This is a genomic window from Candidatus Berkiella cookevillensis (genome assembly GCF_001431315.2).
GTDB lineage: Bacteria > Pseudomonadota > Gammaproteobacteria > Berkiellales > Berkiellaceae > Berkiella_A > Berkiella_A cookevillensis.
Window position 1 is genome coordinate 1253175 of the sequence record NZ_LKHV02000001.1, and the last position, 16656, is coordinate 1269830.

The 16656-nt window shown below is 42.0% G+C and carries 7 protein-coding genes; 3 read left to right on the forward strand and 4 right to left on the reverse strand.

Annotated features, from left to right (window positions below):
* The first annotated feature begins 40 nt into the window (after positions 1-40).
* Complete coding sequence (locus CC99x_RS05340; protein ID WP_057622940.1) at positions 41-9706, forward strand: hypothetical protein; 9666 nt, start codon at positions 41-43, stop codon at positions 9704-9706.
* 86 nt (positions 9707-9792) lie between these two features.
* Positions 9793-10509 carry a hypothetical protein gene (locus CC99x_RS05345; RefSeq protein WP_057622938.1) on the forward strand — a complete coding sequence of 239 codons (717 nt, stop codon included), beginning with the start codon at positions 9793-9795 and terminating at the stop codon, positions 10507-10509.
* A 15-nt stretch (positions 10510-10524) separates the two neighbouring features.
* Here CC99x_RS05345 and CC99x_RS05350 read toward each other — a convergent pair whose 3' ends face one another.
* Positions 10525-10764 (reverse strand): hypothetical protein, encoded by a 240-nt coding sequence (locus CC99x_RS05350; protein WP_057622936.1) that lies wholly within the window; start codon positions 10762-10764, stop codon positions 10525-10527.
* Positions 10765-10830: 66 nt separating this feature from the next.
* On the opposite strand from CC99x_RS05350, the gene CC99x_RS05355 reads away from it, so the two are divergent.
* Positions 10831-11541 carry a hypothetical protein gene (locus CC99x_RS05355; protein WP_057622933.1) on the forward strand — a complete coding sequence of 237 codons (711 nt, stop codon included), beginning with the start codon at positions 10831-10833 and terminating at the stop codon, positions 11539-11541.
* Positions 11542-11621: 80 nt separating this feature from the next.
* Here CC99x_RS05355 and CC99x_RS05360 read toward each other — a convergent pair whose 3' ends face one another.
* The 3 genes from CC99x_RS05360 to icmV are packed head-to-tail and all read right to left on the reverse strand — an operon-like array spanning position 11622 to position 16485.
* Positions 11622-13826, reverse strand: coding sequence for a DotA/TraY family protein (locus tag CC99x_RS05360; RefSeq protein ID WP_057622931.1), 2205 nt, complete (start codon positions 13824-13826; stop codon positions 11622-11624).
* Between the two features lie 16 nt (positions 13827-13842).
* On the reverse strand, positions 13843-15981 hold the full coding sequence (locus CC99x_RS05365) for a DotA/TraY family protein (protein WP_057622929.1): 2139 nt from the start codon (positions 15979-15981) through the stop codon (positions 13843-13845).
* Positions 15982-16485: a type IVB secretion system protein IcmV gene (gene icmV / locus CC99x_RS05370; RefSeq protein ID WP_141651864.1), complete on the reverse strand. Its 504-nt coding sequence runs from the start codon at positions 16483-16485 to the stop codon at positions 15982-15984.
* Between the last annotated feature and the right edge of the window lie 171 nt (positions 16486-16656).

Sequence of the window (16656 nt, forward strand, 5' to 3'; positions counted from 1 at the left end):
AAAAATTATTTGCTGAAGCTATTTCAGAATCGAGGCCAATATGTCATCAAAAGGTCCAAAACAATCAACATCCGTAAGTTTCTCTTCTGTAAGTGCTCTAGATGTTGCGGCAGATATTTATGTCAATGCTGCCAGTGTGAATCCAATGTCGATAAACAGTTGGGGTGGTTTTGCAGGCGTCGTTCGAAGTAATTTAACAGATCCGGATTCTAAAAAAGCACTTGAAGATGATTGGTCAAAACGCGGTACATTTATTCCTGTTGGTACCGCAGATTTTGTAAAAGACACTAAAGGTGATCCTGCTAATTTAAATTGGAAAGATGGTAAACAAGGACTTTTGATGCATGCTGGCGCACCTGATTCAGGGACAGACGCACAAAGAGAAGAAAAGCTTACCGCAGCTTACTTAGATGTATTGAACAAAGCGCATGAACAACAAAAAGCATCTGGAAAATCCCCTCTGACTGTATCTTGCCCACCTTTGGGTATTGGTATTTATGGTAATAAACCTGAATTATCAGCAAAAGCAGCCTTTAAAGCGCAAGCTCAATTCAGTGCGCAAAATCCTGATGCTGAAATTAATTTAAATTTTGGTATTTTTGATAGCGGCAATGATAAAAAATTTGAAGCAGCCTATAAAAAATATGCAGCCGATTCTCAGAGTTTAACTCAGAGTAGTGTCTCAGCATCTCAAACTGAGCCTAAGGCAGAACCCAAATCAGAACAGCCCAAGAAAGAAGGATCTACAACAGCGCCAATAGAGCCTAAAGAAGAATCCAAAGAAAAATCTAAAGCAGAGTCCACAACAGAGCCTAAAGAAGAATCTAAGGCAGAATCCAAAGTAGCCGCCCCTAAAGGCGGTGGCGACAAGAAACCTGAATTAAAAGCCAAAAAAGATATTAAGCATTTTTCAAAGTTAGGCAAATGGGCAGAGAAGATCCACAATAAATTTTACGACCCCGAAGAGACCGACGAAGGGAAATTGCTAGCACAAGTCATTATGAATTTGATTGCAGCGATTTTAGCGATATTAGACTTATTGGCAGGCTTGTTTAAATTAGGGGGTATGGGTATAGGCAAAGGGGTAGATGCCTTCCAAGCGTGGAATAAAGAGCGCAAAGAACATGAAGAAGCAATGAAAGTAAGTTTGGGTCAATTAAAGGAAATGAAGCCCAAATTTGAGGAAAAGGTTAAGGATTTAGAAGGAAAGATAGCGAAAGCAGAAGCAGAGAAAGAGAAATTAAAGGGAGAAAGAGAAAAATTAGATCCCACAAAAGATAAAGACAAAATAGCCAAAATAGATGAAAAAATCGCCAAGCTTGATGAAAAACTTGATGGTAAAAAATTAAGCCAAGCAGAGATAGATAAGCTTGGAGAGCAGAAAAAATACGCAGAAGGTGTATTATCTGGTTTGCAAGCAGAAAGAGCCAAGGTTGAAGGCTCTGATTTATCAGATAAAGATAAAAAATCACAATTGAAAGAATTAGATAAAAATATATCTGCTTTAAAATCAGATATTGGAGACATGACAAGACAATTAGATAGTGGCGGTACTGTTGGATTGCGTGAACAGTTGACTAAAGCACAAGACAATGTGAAAGACATCGACAATGCAGTCAAATTCAGCGAAGCCTTCCAAGCAAAAATGACAGCCAAACAACCAGAAATAGAAAAATTGCAAGGAGAAATGAGTGAACTGAGCCAGCAAGCAACGACTGCACAAGAGAAGAGAATGGAAGCAGAAAAAGGCCTGGTAAATATACAAGCAGAGAAGGAAGCAGAAATACAGAAAGTTGCACCACCTGAATTATCAAAAATACAAGAAGATATGAAGGCTATTGATGCGAAGCTAGATAAGCTTACCGGAGAGAGTGGTGGAAAATTAAATACAGAACAACAGTCAGAAATGAAAGGATTAGTAAAGCAATATGAAGCGCTGAGTGAACGAGAAGCAGGAATACTGAAAGACCTAGAAGCAAACAATCCCAATATTGCGTTGTTAAGCTCAATGGAGCGTTCACAACAAGCAGATATCGATCGTTATAAAGGCTTAGAAGAGCAAGCTAATCGTGGACTCGAAGAAAATCAAAAAGCCCAGCAAGCGATAGCAAGAGAGGCAACAGAAGAGGGAAGTAAGGCCATTAAAGGTGAGACATCAACCCCCACAACACCAGAACCCACCTCAGATAAACCAGAGCTTAAAGCTACGAATCCAAACGATGAAGTAACAACAACAGCGCCTACAGATCCTGTTATTGCTCAAGAAACAGGTGGTAAAGCACCTGGCAATAAAGAAGAGGAAGGGCCTTCTGTGCTTGAACAGCAAACCGCTTTGGGGCACCTTGTTGAAGAAGTTGCGAAGAAGAAGGGGAAGGATTTAGATGAAGCTGATCAGGAGATAGAAAAAGGTGTTCCCAAAGATCAGGATGGTCAGACCCCACTACGAAAAGCCATTACAGATGGCGATTTTAGCGGTGCAGAAGAGCAGGTAAGATCGGGGGCACCCATTGGTTCTCCAGAAAAAGGCGCATTGGAATTTGCGCTTGAGAGTAATACGCCCGTTACCAAAGCCTTCTCATCCATGGATATCAACAAGGGGGTTGATCCCGCTCAAATTACAACCATGAAAGAGTTTGGGGTTGTATTGGGCATTAAGGCAACCAGTGAAGATGGTAAAACATCTCAGTTTGCACATATTGGACCGACTTATCAGATGATGTCTAATTCTGTCAGTGGCTATGCCAAGGGCTTAGATGCAGAGCACCCTCAAAAACAAAATTTTAGCAAGATTGGCGAGGCATTTGAATTCTCTAATGAGCAAGCCAAATTTAAGTTGAGTGAAGCGACCAATTTAAGTAAAGGTTCCGAAGCGATTGCTAAAAGAGCACAGTCCGGTGAAATTACCTCCATTCCTACCAGTTGTAATGGCCACTCAATGGGCTTAACCATTATCCCAGATGGCCAAGGTGGTGGTTATATGGCCTTTACGAATCGTGGTTTGCATGCCGATAGTAAAGGAACCGATATTTATCGTATTTCTGATTTAAGCAAAATTGATAAAGATTTTGTGAAAAGCATGATGGATGGCCACAACAGTGGCACTTCGCATGAAGCCATCATGACAAAAATAAAATCGGTCGCAGATCCTAAAGAACCTGTACAGCATATCAAACAATCAGCTCAAAAAAATGATAATTGTACTGTTGCGAATCCACGTGCAAATATAGAAGGTATTTTATTATGCCAAAAGGCAATTGCAGAGGGTAAAAAAGTTGAAGACATGGATCCCAAGGCAGCTCAAAAAGAGTATAAAGCCTTTACTCAACAAATGCGGGCGGCAAAAATAGACGATCTTGCTCAACGTATTCGAAGCGAACCTGGCAATAAAGATTTGAAGACATTAGCCACTAAATATATCGAGCAACATCCAGCGGAGAAAAATAAAGAATTTAGAGCAACTTTACAATCAGCGCTTGATGGTAAGCCTGATCCTAAATTAGAGGAAAGACAAGCTGAGAGAGCTACCGCTGCCAGTCAAAATCCAGAATCAAGCAAAAAAGACGATAAAAAAGCAGCCGCTCCTAAAGGCGGTGGCGACAAGAAGCCTGAATTAAAAGCCAAAAAAGATATCAAGCATTTTTCAAAATTGGGTAAATGGGCGGAAAAGATCCATAATAAATTTTACGACCCCGAAGAGACCGACGAAGGGAAATTGCTAGCGCAAGTGATCATGAATTTGATTGCAGCGATTTTAGCGATATTAGATTTATTAGCAGGCTTGTTTAAATTAGGGGGTATGGGTATAGGCAAAGGGGTAGATGCCTTCCAAGCGTGGAATAAAGAGCGTAAAGAACATGAAGAAGCAATGAAAGTAAGTTTGGGTCAATTAAAGGAAATGAAGCCCAAATTTGAAGAAAAAGTAAAGGATTTAGAAGGCAAAATAGCAAAAGCAGAAGCAGAGAGAGAGAAGCTAAAGGGAGAAAAGGAAAAATTACAAGGAGAAAAAGATAAACTCGACCCAGAAAAAGACAAAGATAAAATACAAAAGCTAGATGATAAGATGGCGAAAATAGATGGAAAAATCGCCAAACTTGATGAAAAACTAGATGGTAAGAAGTTAGATGAAAAAGGCAAAGAAGCTCTGCTTAAAGAAAGAGGGTTGAATCAAAATGAGATTGAAAATCTAAGCAAGATGCGTGATAAGCTTGCTGAAAAAATGGAAGCTGATCCTAAAGAAAATACCAAAGAAAATAAAGCACAACTTAAGGAAATGGAGCAGGGCATAGCTGACTTAAAGGCGAAAAATAAAGACATAGATAAGACGATTGAAAATGGTGGCACGCTTGGCTTGCGAGATGAGTTGACCAAAGCGCAAGATAATGTAAGAGACATTGACAATGCAGTCAAATTCAGCGAAGCCTTCCAAGCAAAAATGACAGCCAAACAGCCAGAAATAGAAAAACTGCAAGGAGAAATGAGTGAGCTGAGCCAGCAAGCAACAGCTGCGCAAGAAAAAAGAGCAGAAGCTGAGACAGGGTTGATGAACATTCAGTCAGAAAAAGAGGCTGCAGAGGGTAGAAAAGAGGAATTTGATAGCCAAGCGCAAAAAGCTGAAGCAGGACTTACAAAAATTCAAGATGAAATGAAAGCGCTTGATCAGAAGATAGAACAAATTAAGCCTGATGAAAATGGTAAAATAAGTGAAGTTGATCAAAAGGAATTAACGGGTCTACAGAATCAGAAAAGTATGTTGAAGGAGATGGAAGCGCATCAACAAAGTGATATTGAACGTTATAAGGGACTGAGTCAACAAGCAGATCAAGAGATAGCCGGTTTATCTGAAATGGAGCGTTCACAACAAGCAGATATCGATCGTTATAAAGGCTTAGAAGAACAAGCTAATCGTGGGCTCGAAGAAAATCAAAAAGCCCAGCAAGCGATAGCAAGAGAGGCAACAGAAGAGGGAAGTAAGGCCATTAAAGGTGAGACATCAACCCCTACAACACCAGAACCCACCTCAGATAAGCCAGAGCTTAAAGCTACGAATCCAAACGATGAAGTAACAACAACAGCGCCCACAGATCCTATTATTGCTCAAGAAACAGGTGGCAAAGCGCCTGGCAATAAAGAGGAAGAAGAGCCACCTGTTAAGCCTAAAGATCCGGAAGAAGGTGAAAAAGAAAAAGAGGCTGAAAAAGAAGCAGCAGTAACGCATCCTAAAGCAACCGATCAAGAAAGTGAAAAATCTGAAAAAGAAGCTGAAGAGAAGAAGGAAGAGAAAAAAGAGGAAAAATCTGAAGAGAAAAAAGAAACTAAGAAAGAAGATAAAGCGGAAGAAAAACAAGCCGTCGCAGGGAAAGGAGATGATAAAAAGCCAGAGTTGAGTGCCAAGAAAGAGGTTAATCATTTTTCAGTATTGGGCAAAAAAGCTGAAAAAATGATGATGACACCAGATGATTATGGTGACGATGAAGGTAAGATGATGGCTGCTGTCATTGTAAATTCAATTGCCGCTATTTTAGCCATTTTAGATTTATTTGCTGGCCTTGGTATGGCAATGGGTAAGGGTATCGAAAAAGGCATCGATTTTATACAAGGCTTGAGAGATGGCGTTGATGAAGTTAAAAGTGGTATAGAGCTTGCCAAAGACAAAAAAGCAGACTTATCAGAAAAAATCGAAGGTTTAGAGAAGGAAATTGGTGATCTCAAAGAGAAGAAAGATGCTTTAGAGAAGGAAAAATCCGAATTAGAAGGACAAAAAGAAAAATTAGATGCTGAAAAATCGGAATTAGAAGGCAAAATAAAGGACTTAAAAGAGCAATCAGGTGGTGTGCCAAATGAAGAACAGCAAAAACAATTAGATGAGCTGCAATCTAAGTTGGATGCTAACACGAAAGCCTTAGATGAAGTAGATAGCAAATTAGAAGCTGTTAACAAAGACTTAGAGAGTGTGAATAAAGACATTGAAGCAAAAGAAGGACAGGTTGCTGAGATGCAGGGGCAAGTGAAAGAAATTGATGACACTATCAAGTTCAATGAAGAATTTGCTAGTTCTATGGAAAAGCATGCTGATAAATTGGATGAGTTACAAGCTGGTGTTGAGAATACTTCTTCTGAGTTGAAAGACATTAAAGATGAAAAAGATTCTGTGCGTGCGAAAATGGACAAACTCCATGAGTCTGCTGAAGATGGTCAATTGGATGAGAAACAGAGAGTCAAAATGGATGAGTTGGAAGCCAAATATTCCGAACTCAATGATAAAGAAGCTCAAAAGACGGGTGAACTAGAAAATCTGATGGATCAGCAAAAATTGGTGGCTAAAGAAGCTTTCCATGAAGCTGAAGCGCAGCACTTTAAACAAGAGATTAAAGACGGCCAAGATAAGTTAGCAGAGTTGCGTGACCAAGCTGGTGGTGTTCCAACTCAAAGCCAACAAGAAGGAATCGATGCACTTGAAAAGGAAATAGGCGAGAATAAAAATAGCTTCATGGTTGCAAAATTAAATGGAGATTCTGCCGCGCAAGAAGCAGAGATAAAACGTATTGAAGGAGAACGTGCAAAACTTGAAGCAGAAGAATCCGACTTAAAACGAGAGATAGGCGATGTACCAACAGAAGCACAGTCTGATCGTCTTGATGAAATTGGTCAACAAATGAAGGGCTTGGATGCAGAAGAGCAAAAAGCCTTAGAAAATATTGCTGAAAATGAAAACAAAATAAGCGACATTAAAGCGCAAAGCCCAGAACCTACTACAGAGCCTACACCAGAACCAGAATTAGACAAACAAGAGCCGTCACAAGATCAACCTGTTGTGACCAGTGTTCCACAGCAAGAATTAGGGGGGCAAGATGAGCCAGGTGGTGCATCTCCTCCAATACAAGAAGTATCCATGGATCAAGCAGAAATGCCTCAAGAAGGTGGGCCTACTTTAGAAGGTGGTAAGAAAAAATTGGGTACTTCTTTTGCTGGCTCTCCTGATGTTGAACAAGAAAGCTCTGAGAAAGAAAATTCTGAAGTAGAGCAATCTTCTGGTTTCGGAAAAGGCGCTGCAGTATTAGCAAGTGTTGGTGCTGTCACACAAGTTAATGCCGAAGATGGTCCAGGTGGGGCATCTTCAACTCAACCACAAGAACCAGAGCCAGAACCTGTGGTACAGGAGCCTGTTAAAGAAAATGAAGGTAAGGAAGTAGAAGTAGAGCAATCTGCAATGCAAGATGCTTCTAAAGAACAATTAGAAATGCCAGAACCAGAGCCAGAACCTGTGGTACAGGAGCCTGTTGAAGAAAATGAAGATAAGGAAGTAGAAATAGAACAATCTGCAATGCAAGATGCTTCTAAAGAACAATTAGAAATGCCAGAACCAGAGCCAGAACCTGTGGTACAGGAGCCTGTTGAAGAAAATGAAGATAAGGAAGTAGAAATAGAACAATCTGCAATGCAAGATGCTTCTAAAGAACAATTAGAAATGCCAGAGCCTGAGCCAGAACCTGTGGCACAGGAGTCTGTTGAAGAAAATGAAGGTAAGGAAGTAGAAGTAGAGCAATCTACTGTTAACCAGCAAGATGGGACAATGAATACTGCTGGCACTGCTCCTAGTATGGCAAACTTAAATGCAGTAAATTCATTGACAAATAATACACCCTCACAACAACCTCAAGATCCAAAACCAGATACACCAGATCCAACTCGAAGCAAGATGTCAGATTTGACTGATGCAATGTCTTCTTTGCAACCATCTTCTGATGACAACGATGATGATATTGAAGCCGCGCTCGAAGACATCGCTGAAGCGATAGCGGAACTTCTAAAAGATACACAAGAGGAAGAAAAGGAAGAACTTCAAGAAGAAAAAGAAGAAAAACAAAAAAGAGATCAAGAAGATGAAAAAGAGCAAGAAAAGCAAGATAAAGATCAGAGCGCAGAACAGTCACAAGATCAACAGCAACAAGCACAAGAACAAGAAGAATCAGAGCAAGACGAGCTAGAGCAAAAGCAAGAAGATCCGGCTCAAGAAGAACCGGAACAGGATGAGCTTGAACAGGAAGAAGATGCGGATGCAGATCTCGGAGAATCTGCGACAAATGAGTTAGAAGGTGGTGAAGAGGCGCTTGAAGGTACTGCGGAAGCGACTATGGATGGCGCTGTAGACACTGGCATGGATGAGGCAACAGATGTTGCAATGGATGTTGGTGAAGATGCAGTTGAAAATGTTGCGACAGATGTTGCAACAGACGTTGTAGAAGATGTTGCTGTTGATGCCGTTACTGATGTTGCAGCAGAGGGAGCCACTATTGCTGCAGAAGCCGTTGTTGATGTGGCCGTTGGAGCAACAGGTGTTGGCTTAGTGGCAGAGCCAGAATTAATTGGTGGAGAAGCGGCGCTTGATGTTGGGGAAGGGGTTGGTCTTGCGGGTGTGAATGTAGGCGAAGATGCGGCGATGGCTGCGCCAGAAGTTGCTGAAAATGCTGGGGAAGATGCTGCTGAAGATACTGCAAATACAGCACAACAGACTGCAAAAGCCGGTGGGGATGCAGAAAAAGATGCTGGCAAAGCTGAGAAAGAAGCTACTGAAGCACAAGAAAAAGGCGAAGAAAAGTCGCAATCAAAAGACAAGGATAATGATAAATCATCCTCTAATAAAGACAAAGACGATGATAAACCTTCTCTGCAGGATAAAATTCAAGGCTTTGGACAAAAATTATTAGATGCAATCGGTGGTGATGACGACGACGATGAGAAAAATGACAATGAGATTCAAGAGGCTTTGCAAGAAATAGCAGATCAGCTCATGCAATTAACCAATCTGAAGAATTTTATTCCAGGAATGGGGGGACCTAGTCAGGATGGTCCAGGCGGCAGCACAGATAGCGCCACACCCGATATGGGTGGTTCTATGGATCCACTGAGTGTTGGTATGAAAATGGTAGGGGCTGTAATGGGCGCTATAACCGGCATGGATCCAAGTCAAATCATCAATGGTTTGAGTGGTTTAATGGGTAGTAGTAATGATGGGGGTAGCGCAGATCCAACTCAAGCGTTGAGTGGATTAACTGGCAGTAGCAGTAGTATGGATCCCAGCCAGATGCTAAGTGGCTTAACCGGCGGAAGCGGTGGAAGTGGAATGGATCCTAGCCAAATGCTAAGTGGTTTAACCGGCGGAGGCGGTGGAGGAGGAATGGATCCCAGCCAAATGCTAAGTGGCTTAACCGGCGGAAGTGGTGGAGGAGGAATGGATCCCAGCCAAATGCTGAGTGGCTTAACCGGCGGAAGCGGTGGAAGTGGAATGGATCCTAGCCAAATGCTAAGTGGCTTAACCGGCGGAAGTGGTGGAGGAGGAATGGATCCCAGCCAAATGCTAGGTGGTTTAACTGGCGGAGGCGGTGGTGGCAGTTCACCTACACCCAAACCATCATCAGGCGGAGGCGATTCTGATAGTGATAATGATGATGTAAGTGGTTCCTTAGAAAAAGTTGTTGATCAGGTTATGGATGGTTTGAACAATATGCTGAGTATGGTGACGGGTGGTTCTTTTAGTATGGAAGGGCTAAGTGGGGGGGCTGATCCTGTAAGTTCGCTAACGAGCAGCTTTACACCAGGTGCGGATGCAGCTGCACAACCTCAACCAGATAGCACGCCCGCTCCAACACCAGAACCAGAGCCTGATGCCAGCAAAGGTATGAGCATGGGTATGGGGATGAGTCCATAAATGTAGGACACCCACAATAAAATAAGAGAGTTACTTTGATTTATAAAATGAGTTGATTTTAATCTGAAGAAAATGCGAGGTGATATATGTTAGGTGGTAATGGTTCAAATGATAGTGATGTTGATCCAGAATTACGAATGTACAATAACCATCAGGAAGCAGAAAAGCAAAAAAGACAACGTGAAAAAGATCAATTAGAGACAGCCAACAAGCAATGGCAATCAGATTTAGATAAACGTTTGGCGGCTCAGCAAGCTTTGTTTGCGCAGCATAGACGTCCAGATGCGGAAAACAGAGTGGAAGGTATGGCTGGCAAGTTTATACACTTGGCTGAGTTGCAACCTGAGTCTTTAGCCGCAATGGTGCTCATGCAGTATATAGTGTTTATTGTTAGCCTTTTGGTTGGCAAAAAATATTCTGAAGATGCCGCTATTTATCGTAAAGCTCAAGGACTTGGATATGCTTATGACGGCAGCCAGACGATTTATCAATTGGGTGCAGATGGCAAACCAAGCTATGAACATCCCTATGAGGCTGGAGAACAAATTCCAATTAGTGCTATTTTGGCAAATGGTTATATCCCAGAACCTGATATGCAAAGATCCTTTGCAATGGAGTTTATGGGATTCTTAGAGCAGCAAGCAGGCCCTAAAACGGTTCCTAAAGAATGGTTAGAGCAATTATATGGGGTTAATAAAGCAGCACAATTACAGCAAGACCAAGCAAAAATGCCATCGTCAACCCAAGAAGATAGAATGGCTGCAGGCTTGTTGAATCGCCCTCAGCCCAAACCAGGTAAGTGATAAATAAGACTACCATCAAATGAAAAAGCCGCATCTTGCGGCTTTTTCAAAATTATCCATTAAATTATCTAGGACACCCACATAAAAAAATCCTGCCGTATGTCGGATAAATTTTATATAACTATTTGATAAATAAACATATAAGTCTTTGGGGCTTTGAGTATTCGCTTGAATATCTAGGTGGATATCCTCATTATTAGGGGACTTAGAAAATATTAAATGTGGTATAAAACTAACTTTTAAATGGTTTTCCATTGTGGTATAATGCCTGCAATTAAAAAGTTAATAGCTTTTAAACCTTAATGAAGAGAAGAGGTGTATATGTTAAAGGGTGTAAATGATGATGGTGCTGAATTAAGCATGTATAAGAATCATCAAGAAGCAGAAAAACAAAAAAGACAACGTGAGAAAGATAACTTGGAAGCTGCGAATAAGCAATGGCAATCAGAGTTAGATAAACGTTTGGCTACTCAGCAAGCTTTGTTTGCACAGCATAGACGCCCTGATGCTGAAAATCGAGTCGGTGGAATGGCAGGTAAGTTTATACATTTGGCCGAGTTGCAACCAGAATCTTTGGCTGCAATGGTGCTCATGCAGTACATCGTGTTTCTCATCAGCCTTTTGGTTGGAAAAAAATATTCTGAAGATGCTGCTATTTATCGTAAAGCTAAAGAGCTTGGTTATGCTTATGATGGTAGCCAACCGATTTATCAATTGGGTGCAGATGGCAAACCGAGCTATGAGCATCCCTATAAGGAAGGCGCTAAAATTCCAGTCAGTGCTATTTTGGCAAATGGTTATATTCCAGAGCCTGACATGCAAAGAGCTTTTACACAAGAGTGCATGGCATTCTTAGAGCAACAAGCGGGTCCTGATGCTGTGCCTAAAGAATGGTTAGATCAATTGTACGGTGTGAATAAAGCACAGCAATTGCAAAATCAAGCTAAAGGACATTCTTCTTCAACACAAGAAGACAGAATAGCAGCAGGTATGTTGAACCGACCTGCACCAAGACCAACTGCTAAGCCATAGATTGATTATTAAATAAAAAAACCGCGATAATCGCGGTTTTTTTATTTAGAATGGGAAGAAAATTAAACCACAGAAGAGGGTTAACCACCTGCGCCGCCGGGTGCACCACCACCACTAGGTCCAGCTCCGGGACCCTCCGCACCACCGCCAGGGCCATCACCCATATCCATTTTGCCACCATCACCGTCACCACCCATTTTCTCGGTGATTTTTTCAATAATCGTAGTCAAGCCGCCACCGCCACCTTCCATTTGACCTTGAATCACACTACCTGCAATAGCAGCGGTACCTTTCATCAAAGAAGAACCAACTTCTGCACCTTTTTCTACAGACTTCTCGAGCTCTTTGACTTGTTGTCCCACAGAAGATTGTTCTACTTGTCCACCAATCCAACGTAGGATTTTATCAGGCAAAACGTGAATGAGACTGAAGCATTCATGAATAACGGCTAAGATTAAACCACCATAGAGTGTAACCAAGGCAATTACACCGAAGATACCAATACCAGCAATCGATGCTTCTATGGTTGCAGAGAAGCCATAGTTAATCATGGTAACAACCGTTCTGACCAGCAAGATAGAAGCAACAAAACCGATTACCATTAAGCTTGGCCTTAAGAATACGCCGGTAATGAGTAACACCGCAGGCGCTGCTTTACCCAAGACTTCTTGAGCAGGACTTACAAGACCTAAAGCAACAATCGGCGCAGCAATAATGGTTTCAATCACGAGTACCAGCCAGCCAATAGCTGTAAAGGTAAAGACCAAATAAGGGATCATGGGAATATAAATACCCATCACACACCCGATACCCCACAGCAAGGCTAAGAGCAGGGATAACAGTGGAATAGCCACCATTCCTATCATACCAATCGCAAAACAGAGTGGCTGTATACCAGACATGGTGCAGCCTACAATCAGTAAGATAAACATGATTGCAATAATGGCGAACCAAATAATCTCACAGGTGATCATGATTTCTGAGCCAACCGCACGCACGGAAGCAACCGGATCGCTATAGCGCTCTGTTAAGTGATCCATAAACAAATAAGCCAAATCGCGTAAAGGCCCCGTGATTTCACTTACAAATTGTTGTGCTTCAGAAGAGAGTCCAGCCGGAGAAGAGATTTCGAGTCGATTGGATCTGTCGACCTCAGGTGCAGTTGAATTTTTATCAGATTCAACCATATATTCATTCGCATTTTTACGCGATAGTGGATCATACACCGTTCTGCCCACATCCCCGAGTGCATTGATGTCGGAGGAGTCTGGATCAATCGTTGTCGGTGGATTAAAGGAGATATCATTAGAATATTCCACAAAGGCAAAATAATAACTGCCTGCGTAAAGCCATCCATTATTGGTTGCTGTGGTAGTATTTACGTTAAAATCAGAATCCTCATCTACTTTGAGAGGTGTGCTTGCAATATTGCTCTTCAGTGAATTCATTGCAGCGAGTGTGATGCCTGTATTCGTCCATAGTGTTTTGTCTGGTTGATTAGCAGCTTCTTCGGCTGCGGGTTGCATAAGGCTGACGGCAGCCATAAAGGCATCAAGGTTTGTTGTTATCCATGAAGCAGAATCTAAAGCATTGCTAGGTGTATTGCCTGGTTTTAAGCCACCGCAGATATTTGCGTATTTATCATGTCCTTTAACGCCAATCCATAATTGATTTTGAGGTTCTTTTATGTAGGCCTCAACCGTGTGACCGAGTACACCCGAATATTCACCATTCCATAATTCTGCACAGACTAAGCCTTTAAATAAATGTTGCGTAATACCTTTCAATTGCGCATCCGATCCAACGCTAATGCTGCCGCTGATACCTGTGGTGGAGAAGGTGGATATGGTGACTTGCCAAATTTGATTCGCAGCATGTACCCCTAAAACAGTGATATGCATAAACAGAATTTGAATAAGAGAGTAGGTGGGGGCAGGTATGAGCATTGCTGCGCCCACTGCGGCACGTAATGGAATCCAAGCAGAAGACCATTTGCGTCCCATTACCTCGCCTTCTTGGGCGGTATTAATAGTGGATACGATAATCGTATAACTGACAACAATACTACCGAGGGTCAATACTGCAATATTAAAGACTTGCATGACCTTGCCCAAAATACCAGATTCGGGGCCAGTTAACGCAGTTCCAACGGGACCAAAGATTTTTCCTAAAAATTCAATTGATTTGTCAGATGGGGGGCTTTCCCATGAAAAGTCTATACCAAAGGCATTACCTGATAGCAAAGCAAGTAATGCTATGGAGAATAATTTTATGTAGATATTCATACAGTCGTCCCCAATGCTATAGTTTCATGCCGCCACCGCCGCCTTTTCCACCGCCGCCAGTGCTTTTGCTTAAGGAGCCTGCGGCTCCTAGTAAACCACTCATGGCTTTCTGGCCTACTTTAGCGCCTGCTTCTGTACTACCTCTGAGTGCTTTCACTTTGCTACCTTCATCATGGCCACCACCACCAGCGTTGATCCAAGCCAGTGTTTTGTCTGGCACTTTATAAATTAAGCTAAAGCATTCGTGGACGACTGCAGTTGCAATACCCATGTATAGAAAGAGAACCGCAATGCATCCAAATAAGCCTATGCCGAGTTGCACACTGTATTGTAATGTAGCGCCAAAGCCAAAGCTAATCATTGTGAAAGCAACGAGAATCAATTTGACGGAGAAGATGAAACCGACAATCATCAAAACAGGGCGCATAAAGAGACCAAATAAAATAACAATACCTGTTGTTGCTTTACCCAGCTCGTCTTCAGAGGGCATAACCAAGCTTAAGCCAATGAGCGGAGCAGCTAATAAGGCCTCAATGACCAATATGACCCACGTAATGGCTGCAAAGGTAAAGACCAAATAAGGTATCATTGGTATGTAGAGCGCCATGATAATACCTTCCACCCAGGCAATGGATATCGCAAGCCCTGCGAGCGGTATAATGACGCCAATCAGGAAATTCATGGCATTACATAAAGGCTGCATACAACACATAATCGAAGTCAGCAACCAGACGAGGAATATCGCAACGAGAGAACCCCAGAAAATAGCTTCTACAATAACGACAACATCAGAGCCAAAACGAGAAATAGAAACGATTGGATCTGTGCTATTGTTATGCATGTATTCGCCAATTTTTACCGCAATATCCTTAAAGAAACTACCGAAAACGGCATCCAAGGCTTTAACGGCATCACCACTTAAGCTGGATGTCTTTGTTTGAAAGCCTAAATCACCTGTGTGTCTGTCGCCGGCATCGACAGGTTCAAGATTATCACTGGCTTTCTCTAGATAGTCGTCTGCCAAAGAACCAATTTCTGTTAGGAAAGTGTTTGCAGCGCGCTCATCGCCTCCAAAAAGTTGGGCGAGTTCATCTGTATTCGGATCATTCGGCTCTATAGTGACGGCTGATTCACTACCACCAGTGGCTTCAATAATTTTAAAATAATAACTGCCCGCATGGATCCAACCATTTTGTATGGCAAGTTCTTTGGTGCTGTCTAGGCTAACGGTTTGTTTCAAAGAGGTCATTGCATTTGACAGGGTGGAAGCGGCAGCGACCAGCTGATCAAAGTTAAACCATTCTTCTTTAGGCGTATTGATGGCTTCATATGCCGCTAAGTCAACCGTCCAGAAAGCATTAGAGATGGCTGAATGTATAATATTTTTAGCGGTGTCTTCATCCGAGCCTAAGTTTTTATATGAATTTTTAACAAATTTACCACAGATTGGCTTTTCTAGACCTGCTGAGCCGGGGCGGCCGACTTCAGTGGCTGTCATATTTTCATTGGTGTAGACATCGATATTTTCCCCCAATACAATCATAAAACTGGGGTCGTCGATGGCCATTTTATTTAATTTTTCCATGCATAAGGCACTTTTAAGCAGGCCTAAGATCACAGGCTTTGCATTGGCGAGTCTGGCTTCTCGCGTGTCATCGTGAATAGAATTCGGATCCAATACAACTTCTTTCCATACAGCATTTGCTGCGCCCACCCCCTGAACAATCATCCAGAGAATGGCAATTTGCACGTAACTATACCCCCCCGATCCCGCTGCGGGTAATAATAAATACATGCCCATACCAATGCGTGCCGGTATCCAGATGGAAGACCATTTCTTGCCCAGCACTTCTCCTTCCTGAGCAGTACTGAGTGTACCAACCAAAGTGGTGTAAATGATAATAATGATACCCAGAGCAAAGACAACAATATTAAATTTGTGAACCAGTGGCTGGAAGACACGGCTGACTGAGGTTGTTGCTGAACCATCATCTGGTGGTGCTTGTATAGGGAGTGCTGGAATACTACCAAAGATACTGGCAAGATACTGCATTGATTTATCAGCAGGATCTACAGAAAAACCGCCAGAGCTCGTTGCAAAAGACGTGACTGGAATGAATAGTACAATGAGTAGTAAAAACCAGCGAAATCTCATTTAAGGTTCCTTATCACTCAGGTCTTTATTATTTCTGCTGGACTTAAGAGCGATATCGGTACCATGTACGTCAACGACTTTACCATCCAACCATTCTTTCACACTACAGCCTAGTTTGCGGTTGCGTAATTGAAAGAGCCAGAAATGCCATTTGAATGCTTGAGTGAAAGAAAAACCAGCAAGACCGAATGAAATAAGGCAAGCACCAAAGTGCCCAAGATAAGCCATGTAGACAGCATAACCAATAATTAATAATCCGATCAGGGTAAATAAATAGAAGAGACGTGTGAATTCTTTTTTACGATTGACGAGATCTTTCTCAGTGAGCTCCAATCGAATCATGGCTTCTTCAAAGGTTTCTGAGAATTTTGCCTTTTGCGGTGTTGCAAGATCAAGCACAGAGCTTTTGATTTTAGATGTTGTGTCGGATAAGTAATCCCAACTCATCCAACGATCGACACGCGTGTCGATCAGCCTGCTCATAATGCCTCTGCGTTTTGCCATGATGCTCACCTTTTTTTCATTGTTAGGCCATTTAAACATTATGCTTTAAATTAACATAGCACGCCTTTGTTAATTCTAAGCATTGTAAATGCACCTAATCGATTCTAATATAGATGTGGCTCATCTGATATATCGATTTTGCATATATCTACAGATAAGTTTATCACGTAA

Coding starts and splice junctions, on each gene's coding strand:
- CC99x_RS05340 (WP_057622940.1), top strand. CDS start 41: ATGTCATCAAAAGGTCCAAAACAATCAACATCCGTAAGTTTCTCTTCT.
- CC99x_RS05345 (WP_057622938.1), top strand. CDS start 9,793: ATGTTAGGTGGTAATGGTTCAAATGATAGTGATGTTGATCCAGAATTA.
- CC99x_RS05350 (WP_057622936.1), bottom strand. CDS start 10,764: ATGGAAAACCATTTAAAAGTTAGTTTTATACCACATTTAATATTTTCT.
- CC99x_RS05355 (WP_057622933.1), top strand. CDS start 10,831: ATGTTAAAGGGTGTAAATGATGATGGTGCTGAATTAAGCATGTATAAG.
- CC99x_RS05360 (WP_057622931.1), bottom strand. CDS start 13,826: ATGAATATCTACATAAAATTATTCTCCATAGCATTACTTGCTTTGCTA.
- CC99x_RS05365 (WP_057622929.1), bottom strand. CDS start 15,981: ATGAGATTTCGCTGGTTTTTACTACTCATTGTACTATTCATTCCAGTC.
- icmV (WP_141651864.1), bottom strand. CDS start 16,485: ATGGCAAAACGCAGAGGCATTATGAGCAGGCTGATCGACACGCGTGTC.